At 70.0% G+C, this 15,821-nt stretch carries 14 protein-coding genes; 6 read left to right on the forward strand and 8 right to left on the reverse strand.

The features are described 5' to 3' along the window. Nucleotides 1-28: 28 nt before the first annotated feature. The 4 genes from ACZ7LT_RS01415 to ACZ7LT_RS01430 are packed head-to-tail and all read right to left on the reverse strand — an operon-like array spanning nt 29 to nt 3,324. A complete protein-coding gene (locus tag ACZ7LT_RS01415; protein WP_471232716.1) occupies nt 29-862 on the reverse strand; it encodes an ABC transporter permease in 834 nt (277 codons plus the stop codon). Beyond that, nucleotides 859-1,047 carry a hypothetical protein gene (locus tag ACZ7LT_RS01420; RefSeq protein WP_471232717.1) on the reverse strand — a complete coding sequence of 63 codons (189 nt, stop codon included), beginning with the start codon at nt 1,045-1,047 and terminating at the stop codon, nt 859-861. Before ACZ7LT_RS01420 ends, ACZ7LT_RS01415 begins: the two co-directional genes overlap by 4 nt. Continuing rightward, complete coding sequence (locus ACZ7LT_RS01425; RefSeq protein ID WP_471234757.1) at nt 1,044-2,018, reverse strand: ABC transporter ATP-binding protein; 975 nt, start codon at nt 2,016-2,018, stop codon at nt 1,044-1,046. Before ACZ7LT_RS01425 ends, ACZ7LT_RS01420 begins: the two co-directional genes overlap by 4 nt. 37 nt (nt 2,019-2,055) lie before the next feature. Beyond that, nucleotides 2,056-3,324 (reverse strand): NYN domain-containing protein, encoded by a 1,269-nt coding sequence (locus tag ACZ7LT_RS01430; RefSeq protein ID WP_471232719.1) that lies wholly within the window; start codon nt 3,322-3,324, stop codon nt 2,056-2,058. A gap of 243 nt (nt 3,325-3,567) precedes the next feature. Here ACZ7LT_RS01430 and ACZ7LT_RS01435 point away from each other — a divergent pair, with 243 nt between their 5' ends. Next, nucleotides 3,568-3,741 (forward strand): hypothetical protein, encoded by a 174-nt coding sequence (locus tag ACZ7LT_RS01435; protein WP_471232721.1) that lies wholly within the window; start codon nt 3,568-3,570, stop codon nt 3,739-3,741. Nucleotides 3,742-3,819: 78 nt separating this feature from the next. Here the strand turns inward: ACZ7LT_RS01435 and dnaE are convergent, their stop codons facing one another. Then, nucleotides 3,820-7,359 (reverse strand): DNA polymerase III subunit alpha, encoded by a 3,540-nt coding sequence (gene dnaE, locus ACZ7LT_RS01440; RefSeq protein WP_471232723.1) that lies wholly within the window; start codon nt 7,357-7,359, stop codon nt 3,820-3,822. A gap of 166 nt (nt 7,360-7,525) precedes the next feature. Between dnaE and ACZ7LT_RS01445 the strand changes: the two genes are divergently transcribed. From ACZ7LT_RS01445 to ACZ7LT_RS01465, 5 genes are all read left to right on the forward strand, one after another. Then, nucleotides 7,526-8,851, forward strand: coding sequence for a DUF2252 domain-containing protein (locus ACZ7LT_RS01445; protein ID WP_471232725.1), 1,326 nt, complete (start codon nt 7,526-7,528; stop codon nt 8,849-8,851). A 60-nt stretch (nt 8,852-8,911) separates the two neighbouring features. Continuing rightward, complete coding sequence (locus tag ACZ7LT_RS01450; protein WP_471232727.1) at nt 8,912-9,592, forward strand: hypothetical protein; 681 nt, start codon at nt 8,912-8,914, stop codon at nt 9,590-9,592. Between the two features lie 45 nt (nt 9,593-9,637). Continuing rightward, the gene (locus ACZ7LT_RS01455) at nt 9,638-10,456 is read left to right on the forward strand and encodes a DsbA family protein (protein ID WP_471232729.1); all 819 of its coding nucleotides are present in this window, start codon (nt 9,638-9,640) and stop codon (nt 10,454-10,456) included. A 138-nt stretch (nt 10,457-10,594) separates the two neighbouring features. Continuing rightward, nucleotides 10,595-12,265 carry an alkaline phosphatase D family protein gene (locus tag ACZ7LT_RS01460; protein WP_471232731.1) on the forward strand — a complete coding sequence of 557 codons (1,671 nt, stop codon included), beginning with the start codon at nt 10,595-10,597 and terminating at the stop codon, nt 12,263-12,265. Nucleotides 12,266-12,602: 337 nt separating this feature from the next. Further along, complete coding sequence (locus ACZ7LT_RS01465) at nt 12,603-13,583, forward strand: zinc metalloprotease (RefSeq protein WP_471232732.1); 981 nt, start codon at nt 12,603-12,605, stop codon at nt 13,581-13,583. 28 nt (nt 13,584-13,611) lie between these two features. Here ACZ7LT_RS01465 and ACZ7LT_RS01470 read toward each other — a convergent pair whose 3' ends face one another. The 3 genes from ACZ7LT_RS01470 to ACZ7LT_RS01480 form a co-directional block, all read right to left on the reverse strand. Then, entirely contained in the window at nt 13,612-14,181 is a 570-nt protein-coding gene (locus tag ACZ7LT_RS01470) for a dienelactone hydrolase family protein (RefSeq protein ID WP_471232734.1), read from the reverse strand. A gap of 23 nt (nt 14,182-14,204) precedes the next feature. Further along, a complete protein-coding gene (locus ACZ7LT_RS01475; RefSeq protein ID WP_471232736.1) occupies nt 14,205-15,035 on the reverse strand; it encodes a cation:proton antiporter domain-containing protein in 831 nt (276 codons plus the stop codon). A 67-nt stretch (nt 15,036-15,102) separates the two neighbouring features. Beyond that, nucleotides 15,103-15,816, reverse strand: coding sequence for an alpha/beta fold hydrolase (locus ACZ7LT_RS01480; RefSeq protein WP_329403884.1), 714 nt, complete (start codon nt 15,814-15,816; stop codon nt 15,103-15,105). Nucleotides 15,817-15,821 lie beyond the last annotated feature (5 nt).

The following is a 15,821-nucleotide window of genomic DNA, read 5'->3' on the forward strand; positions in this document are numbered from 1 at the left end:
ATCGTGCCAAACGTCCCGGGCGGCCGCCTCATCGGACCGCGGCCCGCCGGTAGGCCCAGGTGGCGACGGCCAGCGAGACGACCCCGACGCCCGCGCAGACCGTGAGGTCCAGGGCCACCGCCGGCCAGTCCGGGTGCGCGTCGAAGGTACGGGCCAGCGCCTCCACGCCGTACGTCGAGGGCAGCAGCTCGCGGGCGTAGGCGATCGGTCCGGGCAGCCGGTCCGGCGGCAGCACGCCCAGCAGCAGCGCCGCGGACATGCCGAGCTGGCCGAGGAGGGTGGCCAGCTCCGGACGGGGCGCCAGCAGGCCGAGCGCCGCGCCGAGCCCGGCGAGCGCGGCCCCGGACAGCGGGACGACGGCGGCCAGGATCCACAGATGGGTCAGCGGCAGCTGGAAAAGCAGCGACCCGGCGACCGCGGTCACGACCGTGCCGGGCACGGTGAAGGAGGCGTACGCCCCGGCCGCGCCGAGCACGACCGCGGCGGGCGGCACGGGCAGGGTGGCGTAGTGGTCGAGGCCGCCGCCGGCCCGCAGCTGCCCGAAGTACTGGGCGAGCAGGTTGAGCGCGACGAAGGCGACGACGAGCACGGCGGACCCGGCGACGACGGCGCGGGCCTCGGAGCCGCCGTCGACGACCCCACGCATCAGGACCATGATCCCGACGGACTGGAAGGTCGCCACGAACAGCAGCGGGATACGGGAGACCCGGGCCCGTGACAGCTGTGCGCGGTACACGGCGTCGAGCGCGGGCAGCAGCCGCGCCCGGGGCGCGAGCGGCGCCGCGCCGCCGCCCTGCTCCACCCGGTCCGCGGGCGCCACCGGCACGCCGCGGGACACCGCCTGCGCGGGCACGATGCTCACTGGGCACTGCTCCTGTTCACTACGGTCACGTCGGTCGCGGTGGTCACGGTGGACGCGTCGGTCACGGCGGGCAGGTCGCCTGCGGTCGCCACGACGGTCACGGCAGTCACGTCAGCCACCACTGTCATGGCGGTCACATCGGGGAGGGGCTGCGCCCCCGGGCGGGCAGCCACGTCGGCGTTCACGCCTTCACCAGTCCCTTCGTCGCGCCGCCACCGAGCGCCAGGTAGACGTCCTCCAGGCTCGGCGTCGCCAGGGTGAAGTCGTCCAGGGCCGCGAACGCGGCGCCGCCCGTCACCGCCGCGACCGCCGCCCGTGCCTCGTCGGGGGCGAGCCGTAGCACCCAGCGGCGGCCGGACTCCTGGGCGCTCGCGCGCAGCGCGGCGACCTCGGGGACGTCCAGGGGCGCCCGTTCGCGCCAGACCAGTTCGACCCGGACCTCTCCGGCGACGCGCTCCTTGAGTCCGGCCGGGGTGTCGCAGGCGATGACCCGGCCCTGTTCGAGGACGGCGACCCGGTCGAGGACGGTCTCGGCCTCGATGACGTTGTGGGTGACCAGCAGGACGGTCGTGCCGTGCTGGGCGCGCCGCCGGTCCACGGCCGCCCAGACGGACCGGCGGGCGACCGGGTCCATGCCGGTGGTGGGCTCGTCCAGGACGAGGACGGGGCGTTCGCCGACGAGGGTGGCGGCGAAGCAGGCGAGGCGCCGCTGGCCGCCGGAGAGCTTCTTCAGGGGCCGCCCGGCCAGGCCGGTGAGGCCCAGCTCCTCAAGCACGGCGTCCCGCTCGGCGCGCGCGTCCCGTATGGACAGTCCGCGCAGCCGGCCGGTGGTCTCGGCGGCGAGCGCGACGGTCAGCTCGTCGAGCGCGGTCGACTCCTGGCCGAGGTAGCCGATGAGGCGCGCGGCGCGCTCCGGGTGGCGTACGAGATCGTGGCCGAGCACGTCCACGGTGCCGGAGTCGGGGCGCATCAGGCCGGTGAGCTGGCGTACGAGCGTGGACTTGCCCGCGCCGTTGGGGCCGAGCAGACCGAAGATCTCGCCGCCGTTGACCTGCAGGCCGATCCCGTCGGTGGCCCGCACCTCGGGGGTCGCGGGCGCCCCGCGCCTGCCGCGCGTGGCGGGGTACGTCTTGACCAGATCCCGCACCACGCACACCGTACTCACGAGGGATGAGCCTACGGGGTCCCCGTGACTACTCCCCCGCGGGGGCGTGTTCCGCGGCGGCCCGTACGTCGATCTCACGCCAGAAGCCCGCCCGGATCGCGTACCGGTCGTGCTCGTCGATCTGGTCGTCCTTGTGCGCGAGCAGCCCGAACCGTGCCGCGTACCGCAGCAGTTCGCCGTCGATGCGGTGCGGGATCCGCGGGTACATGGTGGACAGCTTCTGTACGTGGGTCTGCTCGGGCAGCCGCTCCATCCAGCGGCGGGCGAAGACCTGGCCCACCTCGAAGGGGTCGCCGCCGACGGTGGTGATGTCCTCCTCGCGGTCGGCCCAGCGCTGCTCGGCGCTGGTGAGCTGGGCGAGGGTGGGCAGGGAGGCGGTCTCCGGCGGCTCGCCGATCGAGCCGTTGCCGGGGCGTTCGATCCAGCCCTTGTCGGAGGACCAGCGCAGGGTGGCGCCGGTGGGCTGCGGGGCATGGGCGGGCGCGGCCGGGCCGCGCAGTCCGGCGAGGTCCTTGGGGGTGGGGACGCCCTTGGCGGGGGTGGCGGTCCCGGCGGAGGCGGAGCCGTTGACCGCGGTGGTGGGTTCGGGTGAGCCGTTGGAGTTCCTCGCGGCGGCCTGGGCCGCCTGCGCGGCGGCCTCGGCGGCCCGTTCCGCGGAGGCGGCGAGCGCGGACTCGGGCAGCGGGGCGGAGAGGATCGCGGCGATCTCGGGGCGGGGCGCGGGGGCGGGGGCGCAGACACCGGTGAGGTCCTTGGCGCGGACGGCGCGGGTGATCCATGCCCGGTCGAGGACGCGGCGCTCGTCGGCCTCGGCGACGAGGTCCTCGGACTGGTTGTAGTCGCCGTCGGCGGCCTGGACCGCCCAGAGGTGCACGGCCACTCCGTGTTCCTTGGCGGACATCAGCCCGGGCAGGAGATCCCCGTCGCCGGTAACGAGGACGACATCGGAGCAGGCGCGGTTTCTGGCCAGCTCGGTGAGTTCGGCGTGCATGGCCGCGTCGACGCCCTTCTGCGCCCAGCGCCCGTCGCTGCGGGTCAGTGCGCCCAGCCGGACGGTCACCCGCGGCATCACCCGCAGCCGGCGGTGCTCGGGCTGCGGTACCCGGTCGGGTGCGCCGTCGAACCAGTAGATACGGAGCAGGGGCTGTTCCGTGTCGGCCTCGGCGCGCTCGCGCAGTCCCTGGATCAGGGCGGCGTGGTCGACGGTGATGCGGGAGCGGGCCGGTTCCCCGGCGAGAAGGCTGGCGGCGGCGCCCAGCAGATAGCCGGCGTCCACCAGAACGACGCAGCGGTCCACGTGTTCCACCCTCTTTCGGGAACCTCGGGATCGGGAGTGCTTCGGGTTTCCTTCGAGTCTGCCCGACGGCTGGAGGGTTGACGGCCGGAACTCGATCATCGGCGTGGCGGATCGTACGCGGAACGGCGTGGGATGCCCAGAGGTTGCGCGGTCACGCCCGGTAATGATCCAAAATGCGGGGTTTCGGGGGGTGTGTGAGGCTGACAGCGGCCCTGGCCCCTACATCCCCCAGGAGGCGACCCCATGGCCAAGAACAAGAAGCAGGATCGAAGTCAGCAGAAGGCGTCCCAGGCGGAGCGCGGCGCCGAGGAGGCGCGGCAGTCCTCCATGGAGACGCAGGCTCAGCAGCGTGCCCAGTCGGTGACGCCGGCGGACATCGCCCACAAGGGCCGACAGAAGCGCTTCGGTCACAACTGATCCGGTTGACCGAAAGGGGCGTGCCCGTGACGACGGGCACGCCCCTTCTGCTGTCTTCGGCGCTCAGTCGGCGGGGTCTCAGCCGGCCAGGCAGGAGGGGCCGAGGAGGACCTTCAGGTCGCCGAAGAGCGCGGGGTCGGGCTGGACGCGGTGGCGGTCGAGGCGGAGCACGGTGGTGGACCGGGGGCCCTGGAGCTTGATCCGTACCTCGGTGTTGCCCTTGTGGTGGCTGAGGATCTCGCCGAGGCGGCTGACCATCGGCGGGGTGACCTTGACCGTCGGGATGGTGAGGACCACGGGCGCGTTGGTCCCGGCGGACGACAGGTCAGGGACCATCAGCTCCATGGCGACCAGCCGGGGCACGTCCTCGCGCTTGTCGAGGCGTCCCTTGACGAAGACGACCGTGTCCTCGACGAGCTGGGTGGAGACCAGCTGGTACGTGGCGGGGAAGAACATGCACTCGATGGAGCCGGCCAGGTCCTCGACGGTGGCGATGGCCCAGGCGTTGCCCTGCTTGGTCATCTTGCGCTGGAGCCCGGAGATGATGCCGCCGATGGTGACGACCGCGCCGTCCGCGTGCTCACCTCCGGTGAGCTGGGAGATGCCCGCGTCGGTCTTGTCGCTGAGGACGTGCTCCAGGCCGAAGAGCGGGTGGTCGGAGACGTAGAGGCCGAGCATCTCGCGCTCCTGCGCGAGGAGGTAGGACTTCTCCCATTCGACGTCGGAGAACTCGACGTCGAGGCCGAAGCCGGGCTCGCTGCTCTCCTCGTCGCCCATGCCGCCGAAGAGGTCGAACTGTCCCTCGGCCTCCTTGCGCTTGACCGCCACCACGTTGTCGATCATCGGTTCGTGGTGGGCGACCAGGCCCTTGCGGGTGTGGCCCATCTCGTCGAAGGCGCCGGCCTTGATCAGCGACTCGACCGTGCGCTTGTTGCAGACGACCGCCTCGACCTTGTCGAGGAAGTCGGGGAAGGAGGCGTACTTCCCCTTGGCCTTGCGGCACTTGATGATCGACTCGACGACGTTCGTACCGACGTTGCGGACGGCGGTGAGGCCGAAGAGGATCACGTCGTCGCCCTGCGCGGCGAAGTTCGCCTCGGACTCGTTCACATTGGGCGGGAGCACCTTGATGCCCATGCGCCGGCACTCGTTCAGGTAGACGGCCGACTTGTCCTTGTCGTCCTTGACCGAGGTGAGCAGGGCTGCCATGTACTCGGCGGGGTGGTTCGCCTTGAGGTAGGCGGTCCAGTACGAGACGAGTCCGTACGCGGCGGAGTGGGCCTTGTTGAAGGCGTAGCCGGCGAAGGGGACCAGCACGTCCCACAGGGCCTGGATGGCCTCGTCGCTGTAGCCGTTCTTGCGGGCACCGGCCTGGAAGATGGTGAAGTTCTTCGCCAGCTCCTCGGGCTTCTTCTTGCCCATGACGCGGCGCAGGATGTCGGCCTCGCCGAGGGAGTACCCGGCGATGATCTGGGCGGCCTTCTGCACCTGCTCCTGGTAGACGATCAGGCCGTAGGTGACCGCGAGCACCTCTTCGAGCGGCTTCTCCAGCTCGGGGTGGATCGGGGTGATCTCCTGCTGGCCGTTCTTGCGCAGGGCGTAGTTGGTGTGCGAGTTCATGCCCATCGGGCCCGGGCGGTAGAGCGCGGACACGGCGGAGATGTCTTCGAAGTTGTCCGGCTTCATCAGCCGCAGCAGGGACCGCATCGGGCCGCCGTCGAACTGGAAGACGCCGAGCGTGTCGCCGCGCTGGAGCAGTTCGAAGGTCGTGGGGTCGTCGAGCGGGAGGGCCAGGAGATCGATGTCGATCCCCTTGTTGGACTTCACCATCTTGACGGCGTCGTCCATGATCGTCAGGTTGCGCAGGCCGAGGAAGTCCATCTTCAGCAGGCCGAGCGACTCGCAGCTCGGGTAGTCCCACTGGGTGATGGTGACGCCGTCGGTGTGCCTGACCCAGACGGGGACGTGCTCGGTGATGGTCTCGCTGGACATGATCACGCCGGCGGCGTGCACACCCATCTGCCGGACCAGGCCTTCGACGCCCTTGGCGGTGTCGATGACCTTCTTGACATCCGGTTCGTTCTCGTACATCCCCCGGATCTCGCCCGCCTCGCTGTAGCGGGGGTGGGAGGGGTTGGTGATGCCGTCGAGGTCGATGCCCTTGCCGAGGACGTCGGCGGGCATGGCCTTGGTGAGCCGGTCGCCCATGGCGTACGGGTAGCCGAGGACGCGCGCGGAGTCCTTGATGGCGTTCTTCGCCTTGATCTTGCCGTACGTGCCGATCATGGCGACCTTGTCGGCGCCGTACTTCTCGGTCACGTACCTGATCACCTCGACGCGCCGACGCTCGTCGAAGTCGATGTCGACATCGGGCATGGAGACGCGCTCGGGGTTGAGGAACCGCTCGAAGATCAGGCCGTGCGGGATCGGGTCGAGGTCGGTGATGCCCATGGCGTACGCGACGATCGAGCCGGCCGCGGAGCCTCGGCCGGGGCCGACCGCGATGCCCTGCTTCTTGGCCCACATGATGAAGTCGGCGACGACGAGGAAGTAGCCGGGGAAGCCCATCGAGATGATCGTGTCCATCTCGTACTCCGCCTGCTTGAGGCGGTCCTCGGGGATGCCGTCGGGGAAGCGGCGGTGCATGCCCCGCATGGTCTCCTCGCGGAACCAGGTGACCTCGGTGTAGCCCTCGGGGATGTCGAACTTCGGCATGAGGTTCTTCGCCTCGAACATGCCGTCGGTGTTGATCTGCTCGGCGACCAGGAGGGTGTTGCGGCAGCCCTCCTGCCAGGCGTCCGAGGAGTCGATGGCGTACATCTCGTCCGTGGACTTGAGGTAGTAGCCCGTGCCGTCGAACTTGAACCGGTCCGGGTCGGAGAGGTTCTTGCCGGTCTGGATGCACAGCAGGGCGTCGTGGGCCGTGGCCTCGTGCGCGTAGGTGTAGTGCGAGTCGTTGGTGACCAGCGGCGGGATGCCGAGCTTCTTGCCGATCTCAAGCAGGCCGTCGCGGACCCGGCGCTCGATCTCGATGCCGTGGTCCATCAGCTCCAGGAAGTACCGGTCCTTGCCGAAGATGTCCTGGTACTCGGAGGCGGACTTCAGAGCCTCGTCGAACTGGCCGAGGCGCAGCCGGGTCTGGAGCTCTCCCGAGGGGCAGCCGGTGGAGGCGATCAGGCCCTCCGACCACTGCGAGATGGTCTCCTTGTCCATCCGGGGCCACTTCTGCAGCCAGCCCTCGGCGTAGGCGTCGGAGGAGAGCCGGAAGAGGTTGTGCAGGCCGGTGACGTCGGCTGCCCAGATCGTCTTGTGGGTGTAACCACCCGAACCGGAGACGTCGTCCTTCTTCTGGTGCGGCTGGCCCCACTGGATCTTGCGCTTGTTCCGCCGGGACTCGGGGGCGACGTACGCCTCGATGCCGATGATCGGCGTCACACCGGCCTTCTTCGCCGAGTGGAAGAAGTCGTACGCCCCGTGCAGGTTGCCGTGGTCGGACATGGCGATATGGGTCATGCCCATCTCGTTGCACGCGTTGAACATGTCCTTGAGCCGCGCGGCACCGTCCAGCAGCGAGTACTGGGTGTGTACGTGAAGGTGCGTGAAGGGCGGCTTGGTCACGGCGGAAGGCCTCCGGAGAACGAGCGATGACAGTCTGGGGGGTCAGCGTGGAAGTCTACGTCTCCGCACTGACAACCCGAGGGCACTCGGGAGTACGGTCGCCCGTTGAGAGACAGGAACACCTGTCCTTTTTGTCATGAACCGTTTTGCACCAGGAGGCACCTCGATGTCGGTCCCGCAGCCCACCGCCGCCGAGCGCGGTGAGCAGATACTCGCCGTCTTCGACACCGCCTTCGGCGAGCTCCTGGCCGCCGACCCGGCCGCGTTCCGGGTCAAGTTCCGGAAGATGGCCGGCTCCGCCTTCGCGTTCTACCGGGGCACGGCGTGCCTGTTCTACAACGACCTGGAGGCGGAGCGGCACGGCGGGCCGTACCTGGACGAGCGGACCGGCCGGGTCTGGATCCACGGCGATCTGCACGCCGAGAACTTCGGCACGTACATGGACGCCAACGGCCGGCTGATCTTCAACGTCAACGACTTCGACGAGGCGTACGTCGGGCCCTTCACCTGGGACCTCAAGCGCCTGGCGGCCTCGCTGGCGCTGATCGGCTACACCAAGGCGCTCGGCGACGAGCAGATCACCGATCTGGTACGGATCTACGCCGCCGCCTACCGCGAGCGCATCCACGCCCTGGCGACCGGCGCCAAGAACGACGAGCTGCCGCCGTTCACGCTGGACACGGCCGAGGGGCCGCTGCTGGACGCGCTGCGGGTGGCCCGCTCGCTGACCCGGTTCGGGCTGCTGGACTCCATGACCGAGATCCGCGACTTCGAGCGCCGGTTCTCCGGCGGCGGCGGCTCCATCGAGCTGGACGCGGCGACCCGCTACAAGGTCCTGGCCGCGTTCGACGGCTACCTGGAGACCCTGCCGGAGTCCTCGCTCGCCCGCCCCGACTCGTACCGCGTCAAGGACGTGGTGGGGCGGCGCGGCATCGGCATCGGATCGGCCGGGCTCCCGTCGTACAACATCCTCCTGGAGGGCAACAGCGACGCCCTGGAGAACGACGTCGTCATCTACATGAAGCAGGCGCAGACCCCGGCGGTCTCCCGGCATGTGACGGACGCGGCCGTGCGGGAGTACTTCCAGCACGAGGGCCACCGCACGGTCATCTCGCAGCGGGCGCTGCAGGCGCACGCCGACCCGTGGCTGGGCTGGACGGAGCTGGATGGGTCCGGGCAGCTGGTGGCGGAGGTTTCGCCGTACGCCGTGGACCTGGACTGGTCGGACATCGACGATCCGGCGGAGATCGCGGCGACCGTGGCGGACCTGGGGCGGGCGACGGCGACCATGCACGCGTCGGCGGACGACGAGAGCGGCCACTCGCTGGTGCCGTTCTCCACCGAGCGGGCCATCGACGCGGCGATCGCCGCCGACGAGGAGGGCTTCGCCGGGCTGCTGGTCGACTTCGCGCACAGCTACGGCGCACGCGCGCGTGCCGATCACCAGATCTTCGTGGACCTCTTCCGCAACGGCCGGATTCCGGGCCTGTAGCCGCCGCGGGGCGCTCCTTTAGGCGCACCTCACAGGCCGGCATGGCACACTCGGCTCGCGATGGACATATCAGGGACGCGGCTCAGGGGGCTGCGGGCGGCACTCTTCACGGCACTGGTCGTGACGCTGTCCGTGGCCTCGCATGTGCTGCTCTCCGGCGTGCCGCTGCCTCTGCTGACCGTGGCGCTGGTCACGGCCGGTGTCTTCGCGGTGGCGTACGCCCTGGCCGGCCGGGAGCGTGGCTTCTGGCCCATCGCCGGGCTGCTCGTCCCGCTGGAGCTGGCCGCCGACACCGTCTTCACCACCGGCCAGCACGTCTGTTACGGGGCCGCCGGCGGCCCGGTGGCCGGCTCGCTGCGCTCGGTCGGGGTGGACGTGCTGTGCGGGGGCGGGGTCGGCACCCCGCTGCCCGGGGTGGCCGTCACCGAGAGCGGTGTGGCCGCGCTGCTGAACTCCCCCGACCCGTCCCTGCCGTGGCTGCTGCTCGCCGCGCACACCTCGGTCGGGCTCGTCGCCGCGGCCTGGCTGCGCCGCGGTGAGGCCGCGCTGGCCGCCCTGCTGGACGCCGTCGCGGCGTTCGCCTTCCGGCCGCTGCTGACCATGGCCGCCGTGCGCGCCCCCCGCCCGGCCGCGCGCCGGGGCCGGTGGCTGCCCGCGCCGGCGCGCCGCTCCCCCGCCCGTCTCCTCGTGCACTCCGTCGCGCGACGGGGGCCGCCGTGCCCGGGTCTCCTCCCCGCCTGAGCACAGCAGTCCCTTTTTCCTCATCACGTCACGGAGATCACGATCATGAGTGCACGCAACAGCCACGCCAACAAGGCCGCCGCCCGTGAGCGGCTGCGCGCCGAGCGCGAGCGTCAGGCCAAGAAGGACAAGGTCCGCCGCCAGGTCGTCGTCGGCCTGTCGGTCGTCGCCGCCCTCGCCGTCGTCGGCGGCGCCGGCTACCTCGTCATGCAGGCCAACAAGCCCGGCCAGTGGGAGGCCGCCGCGAAGGCGAGCGTGACCGCGCCCAAGAACACCGAGGGCACCAACGGCACCACCGTCGTCATCGGCAAGCCGACCGCCAAGAAGACCCTGGAGCTGTACGAGGACGCCCGCTGCCCGATCTGCGCCAACTTCGAGCAGGAGGTCGGCGAGACGCTCAAGAAGGACGTGGCCGCGGGCAAGTACAAGCTGAAGTTCGTCGGCGCCACCTTCCTCGACGGCCCGAACAGCGCGGCCGGCGAGGGCTCGAAGAACGCGCTGTCCGCGCTGGGCGCGGCGCTCGACGTGAGCCCGGAGGCCTTCCTGGAGTACAAGGGCGCGCTCTACTCGGCGAAGTTCCACCCGGCCGAGAGCGAGGACAAGTTCGCCAAGGACTCCTACCTCCTGGAGATCGCCGAGTCCGTGCCCGCGCTGAGGAACAACGCCCAGTTCAAGAAGAACGTCGAGGACGGCACCTTCGACGCCTGGGCGATGAAGATGTCGGACGCATTCCAGAAGAGCGGCGTGAAGGGCACGCCGTCGCTGAAGATGGACGGCAAGATGCTCACCGCGCCGGGCAGCGACAACCCGCCCCTGACGGTGGAGCAGTTCACCGCGGCCCTGACTCCCGCGCTGAAGGGCTGACTTTCCGATTTCGCCGCCCCGTCAAGGGGCGGCGGGGACACGGGATCACGGCTCCCGGCCGAGCAACTCGCAACGGGCAGGCGAACATTCGTGCATACGTCTGCCCGTTCGTCGTACCGGTAAGTAATATGACTGGTCGTGACCAGTCGACACATACCGTCTGCCTCCGACGACCTCGGCGCCAGACCCAGCCGCCGTACCGTCGTCAAGGCCGCGGCCGCCACCGCGGTCGCCGCCCCGGCCCTCGTGGCCACGGCCTCCCCCGCCGCCGCCTCCACCGCGGCGCCCGCCTTCCACCACGGCGTCGCCTCCGGCGACCCGCTCCCCGACGGCGTCCTGCTCTGGACGCGCGTCACCCCCACCCCGGAGGCCGTGCCCGGCTCCGGGCAGGGCCCCGACACCGAGGTGACCTGGGAGGTCGCCGAGGACAAGGGCTTCACCCGGATCGCCGCCCGCGGCACGGCCCTCGCCACGGCCGCCTCCGACCACACGGTGAAGGCCGATGTAAGGGGTCTGCGCCAGGCGACCGGCTATTACTTCCGCTTCTCGGCCGGTGGCGCCTCCTCGCCCGTGGGCCGCACCCGTACGACCCCGGCGGCGGACGCGTCGTCGCCGGGCGTCCGCTTCGGCGTGGTCTCCTGCTCCAACTGGGAGTCGGGCTACTTCTCCGCCTACCGCCATCTCGCCGCCCGGGCCGACCTGGACGCGGTGCTGCACCTCGGCGACTACATCTACGAGTACGCCTCGGGGGCGTACCCGAAGGACAAGTACGTCGTACGGCGCCACGAGCCGCGGCACGAGATCGTCACGCTCGCCGACTACCGGACCCGGCACGCCCACTACAAGACCGACCCCGACCTCCAGGCGCTGCACGCGGCGCATCCGGTCGTGGCGATCTGGGACGACCACGAGATAGCCAACGACGCCTGGTCGGGCGGCGCGGAGAACCACACTCCCGGCGCCGAGGGCGACTTCGCCGCCCGCGCGGCCGCCGCCAAGCAGGCCTATTTCGAGTGGATGCCGGTGCGCACCTCCACGGAGGGCACGGTCTACCGCCGGCTGCGCTTCGGCAAGCTGGCCGATCTGCACCTGCTCGACCTGCGCTCGTTCCGCTCGCAGCAGGCGTCGATCGGCAGCGGGAAGGTGGACGACCCGGAGCGTACGCTCACCGGCCGGGCACAGCTGGACTGGCTGAAGGCCGGTCTCGCGGGGTCGGACGCGACCTGGAAGCTGGTCGGCACCTCGGTGATGATCTCGCCGGTCGCCTTCGGCTCCGTACCGGCCCATCTGCTGGGCCCGCTCGCGGAGTTGCTCGGCCTGCCCAAGGAGGGCCTCGCGGTCAACGTGGACCAGTGGGACGGCTACACCGACGACCGAAAGGAACTGCTCGGCCATCTGACCGCGAGCGGTGTCCGCAACACGGTGTTCCTGACCGGTGACATCCACATGGCGTGGGCCAACGACGTGCCGGTGAAGGCCGCCACGTATCCGCTGTCGCAGTCGGCGGCGACCGAGTTCGTGGTGACGTCGGTGAGCTCGGACAACATCGACGACCTGCTGCATGTCGCCCCGGGCACGCTGTCCGTGGTCGCGGCCACGGCGCTCAAGGCCGCCAACCGCCATGTGAAGTGGGTGGACATGGACCACCACGGCTACGGCGTCCTCGACGTCACCGCCGAGCGCTCGCAGATGGACTACTACACGGTGTCCGACAAGGCGCAGCAGGGCGCGACGGCGGCGTGGGCGCGGTCGTACCGGACGCTGAGCGGAACGCAGAAGATCGAGCGGGTGTACCAGCCGGTGAACTGACGGCGTCGTAGGGGCGATTTTCAGCCACTCGGCCGCCTCTTTCCCCGCTGTTAACAGAAGATCACAACGCCACGACGGGTGGTGTGTTCGGGCGATCGAATCCGGACACACCACCCGCCTCTGTAGCCGAATCCGTTACGTGCAGATCTCAAACTCCGGAATCGGCCGGAAAATTTTCTCCCCGTTGCCCCGGTTCACCCCAAGATTGATTGGGCTTGATCGATTCTCTTCGAGATCTGTCATGGACCCGTAATCTCCCCGCGGTGGCGAGGAAATCCCTCACCCCAACCCCCCGCGAGGAGTCACCATGGGCGTTCTTGCCCGCATTTCACCGCGTATGACACGTCGCATACTCGGCACGGCCGCGCTGGCCGGATCTCTGGCCCTGGCCCCGTTCTCCGCCCCCACCGGAGTCGCGGCTGCCTCGGCCCCCGCCACCGCCGCCGCCCACGGCGCCTCGGCCGAGGAGTGCGACGACCACTCGGCCACGAGCGCCACGGCCCGTGAAGGCCGCCCCTCGGGCGACACCCACGCCCATGAGCCCAACGAGGTCACCGCGGCCCAGGCCAAGGCCATGGACGCCGACCTGAAGAAGAGACTCGAGGCCGCCCGGGCGAACGGCCGCTCGCTCGGCGCGACCTCCGTCGTCACCATCCCGGTCTACTTCCACGTCATCCACGACGGCGAGACCGGCAAGCTCACCGCCACCGACCTCAGCCGGCAGCTCGCCGTGCTGAACGCGGCCTACGGCGGCCAGGGCACCGGCAATGCGAACACCAACTTCCAGTTCTCACTGGCCGGTACGGACTACACGAACAACGCGTCCTGGTACAACCTGGCCTCCGGCTCCACCGCCGAGAAGCAGATGAAGCAGACCCTGCGCAAGGGCGGCGCGGGCGCGCTCAACTTCTACACCGCCAAGCTCAGCGGCGGGCTGCTCGGTTGGGCGACCTTCCCGACCTCGTACGCCTCCAACCCGTCCATGGACGGTGTCGTCGTCCTCGACTCCTCGCTGCCCGGCGGCTCCGCGGCCAACTACAACGAGGGCGACACCGCCACCCACGAGGTCGGCCACTGGATGGGCCTGTACCACACGTTCCAGGGCGGCTGCAATGGAAACGGCGACTACGTCTCGGACACCCCGGCCGAGAAGAGCCCGGCGTACGAGTGCCCGACGGGCCGTGACAGCTGCGCCTCCAAGACGGGTGCCGACCCGATCCACAACTTCATGGACTACACGTACGACTCCTGCATGTACCAGTTCACCTCGGGCCAGGTGACCCGCATGCAGGACCACTGGACCGCGTACCGCGCCTGACCTCGCGTCCGGGCCTTCCTGGCAGCAGCTACAGGCTCTCCAGGAAGGCCAGCGTGATCCGCCAGGTCTGCTCGGCCGCGGCCTTGTCGTAGTCGGGCAGATCCGGATCGGTGTAGAGGTGCCCGGCGCCCGGATAGCGGTAGACCTCGGTGTCCGCGCCGGCCCTCCCCATCCGCAGGTACCAGGCCGTGAGCCAGTCGTGCGACTCGAACGGATCCGGGTCGGCGACATGCAGCTGGACCGGCAGCTCGTCGACCGAGGCGGTCTCCGCGATGTCGGACGTGCCGTGCAGCAGCACAAGACCACGCGCCTTCTCGTCACCCAGCGCCAGCGTCTGCGCGATCGAGGCGCCCAGCGAGAACCCCATGTACACCAGCCCGCGCTCGGAGTACGGCGCGGCGGCCAGGATCGCCCGCTTCAGCAGCTCCTCCTTGCCGATCCGCTCCTTGAGCGCCAGGGCCTCCTCCATCGTCGAGGCGGTGGCACCGTCGTAGAGATCGGGGGTGTGCACCTGGTGTCCGGCCTCACGCAGCCGGTCGGCCGCGTCCCGTACGGCCGGACGCGGCCCGTAGACGGAGTGGAAGAGCATGATGTCCATACGGACCATCCTCCCATCCGAGGTCAGCGCAGGCTGCGGACGTCCAGCTGCCTCAGCACCCGGTCCACGATCTCCGGGTCCGCGCCGTGCTCGCTGCGCGCCGACAGCACCTCGTGCCGGGCGGCGGACATCATCTCCCGCTGGATCCGCTGCACCGCCTTGTACCGTTCGGACCGCTGAGCGAAGGCCGCCTCCCGCTCGGCGTCGGCGTCGGCCCGTACGCCCAGCCTGCGCACCAGCCAGGGCAGGGTGAGGCCCTGGACGACCAGCGTCCCCATGATCACGCAGAAGGCGATGAAGATGATCTCCTCGCGGGCGGGGAAGGGCTGTCCGCCGTCCGTACGCAGCGGAATGGCGAGCGCCAGCGCCACGGACGCCACCCCGCGCATGCCCGACCACCACATGACGACGGTCTCCCGCCAGCTGACCGGGATCTCCTCGTCGTAGTCGCGGCGGGTGTGCAGCCGCTTGGCCAGCCAGGTGGCGGGCAGCAGCCACAGGAGCCGTACGCCGACCACGACGCCCAGGATCGCGCTGCCCCAGCCGAGCATCTCGGCCATCCGTCCGTCGGCCGTGCCGAAGACGTGGTGGAGTTCGAGGCCGATGAGGCCGAAGGCGATGCCCGTGACGAGGGTGTCGACGATCTGCCAGAAGGTCTGCCCGGCGAGACGGCCCATCACGTCGTCGGCGTCGACGGCGTGTTCGGCGAGATAGAGGGCGACGACGAGGACGGGGAGCACGACGGTGAGCAGGAAGATCGGCCGCCGGTTGGCGGCGAACTGCCGCCAGGAGGTGCGCTGCACGGTGGCGTAGAGCAGCGGGGGCAGCACGAGCGGGAGGATCATAGCGGCCATCGGCGAATGGCTGTGACCAGCACACATCAAGCGCGTCCAAAACCAGCCCGCAGGCATGGAGGTGCTCTCACTCCACGGCAGCATTGAGGAGAATCTGCGCCAGCTCGCGCGGCTGGGAGAACATCGGCCAATGGCCGGTGTCCATCTTGACCAGCCGCCAGCGCTTGCTGTTCAGCAGCTCAGCCACATCTTCGTCGGGCTCGGCGTCGTCAGGCTCGGCCCCTGGCATCACGCACAGGATGTATGTCGCCGGAAGTTCACCGAGCGGCCCCGACAGCACAGCGGGCTCGGTCAGCGTGGCACCTGGGTGAGGCGTCGAGCCACGCACGAGGCGTGCGATCTGCTCATCGGTGAGACCCTCGCCGTCGTAATGAGCAGCTGGCGCGAGCGGCCAAAACCCTCCGCTCTCGGCGATCGATGCCTCCACTGCCGCCCCGCCGTCCGGCCAGGCGGAGACAAACGACTCGCCGTCAGTTGGAACACTTGAGTCGACGAATACTACGCGGGCCAGTCGGTCACCGATCCGCTCCGCGGCCTGACCTACCGGGATGCCCGAGTAGCTGTGACCCACCAGGACTACGTCACGCAGCCCCTGGCGTTCTACCTCGGCAACGATGTCCTGGACGTGAGTCGCTTGCCCCGCCGGTACACCCTGCTTGTCAGCAAGACCGGACAGCGTCAACGGATAGACGCCGTGGCCAGCCGCGCGCAGATACGGCACCACCTCGCCCCACGCCCACGCCCCGAGCCGTGCACCTGCAACCAGCACGAAATTCACCATGCCCG

It is taken from the genome of Streptomyces sp. NPDC039465 (assembly GCF_055639315.1).

What these genes read in the sequence shown, in the direction of transcription:
- ACZ7LT_RS01455 (WP_471232729.1), top strand. Translation starts at nt 9,638, where the DNA reads ATGAGTGCACGCAACAGCCACGCCAACAAGGCCGCCGCCCGTGAGCGG.
- ACZ7LT_RS01445 (WP_471232725.1), top strand. Translation starts at nt 7,526, where the DNA reads ATGTCGGTCCCGCAGCCCACCGCCGCCGAGCGCGGTGAGCAGATACTC.
- ACZ7LT_RS01435 (WP_471232721.1), top strand. Translation starts at nt 3,568, where the DNA reads ATGGCCAAGAACAAGAAGCAGGATCGAAGTCAGCAGAAGGCGTCCCAG.
- ACZ7LT_RS01450 (WP_471232727.1), top strand. Translation starts at nt 8,912, where the DNA reads ATGGACATATCAGGGACGCGGCTCAGGGGGCTGCGGGCGGCACTCTTC.
- ACZ7LT_RS01475 (WP_471232736.1), bottom strand. Translation starts at nt 15,035, where the DNA reads ATGGCCGCTATGATCCTCCCGCTCGTGCTGCCCCCGCTGCTCTACGCC.
- ACZ7LT_RS01465 (WP_471232732.1), top strand. Translation starts at nt 12,603, where the DNA reads ATGACACGTCGCATACTCGGCACGGCCGCGCTGGCCGGATCTCTGGCC.
- ACZ7LT_RS01470 (WP_471232734.1), bottom strand. Translation starts at nt 14,181, where the DNA reads ATGGACATCATGCTCTTCCACTCCGTCTACGGGCCGCGTCCGGCCGTA.
- ACZ7LT_RS01480 (WP_329403884.1), bottom strand. Translation starts at nt 15,816, where the DNA reads ATGGTGAATTTCGTGCTGGTTGCAGGTGCACGGCTCGGGGCGTGGGCG.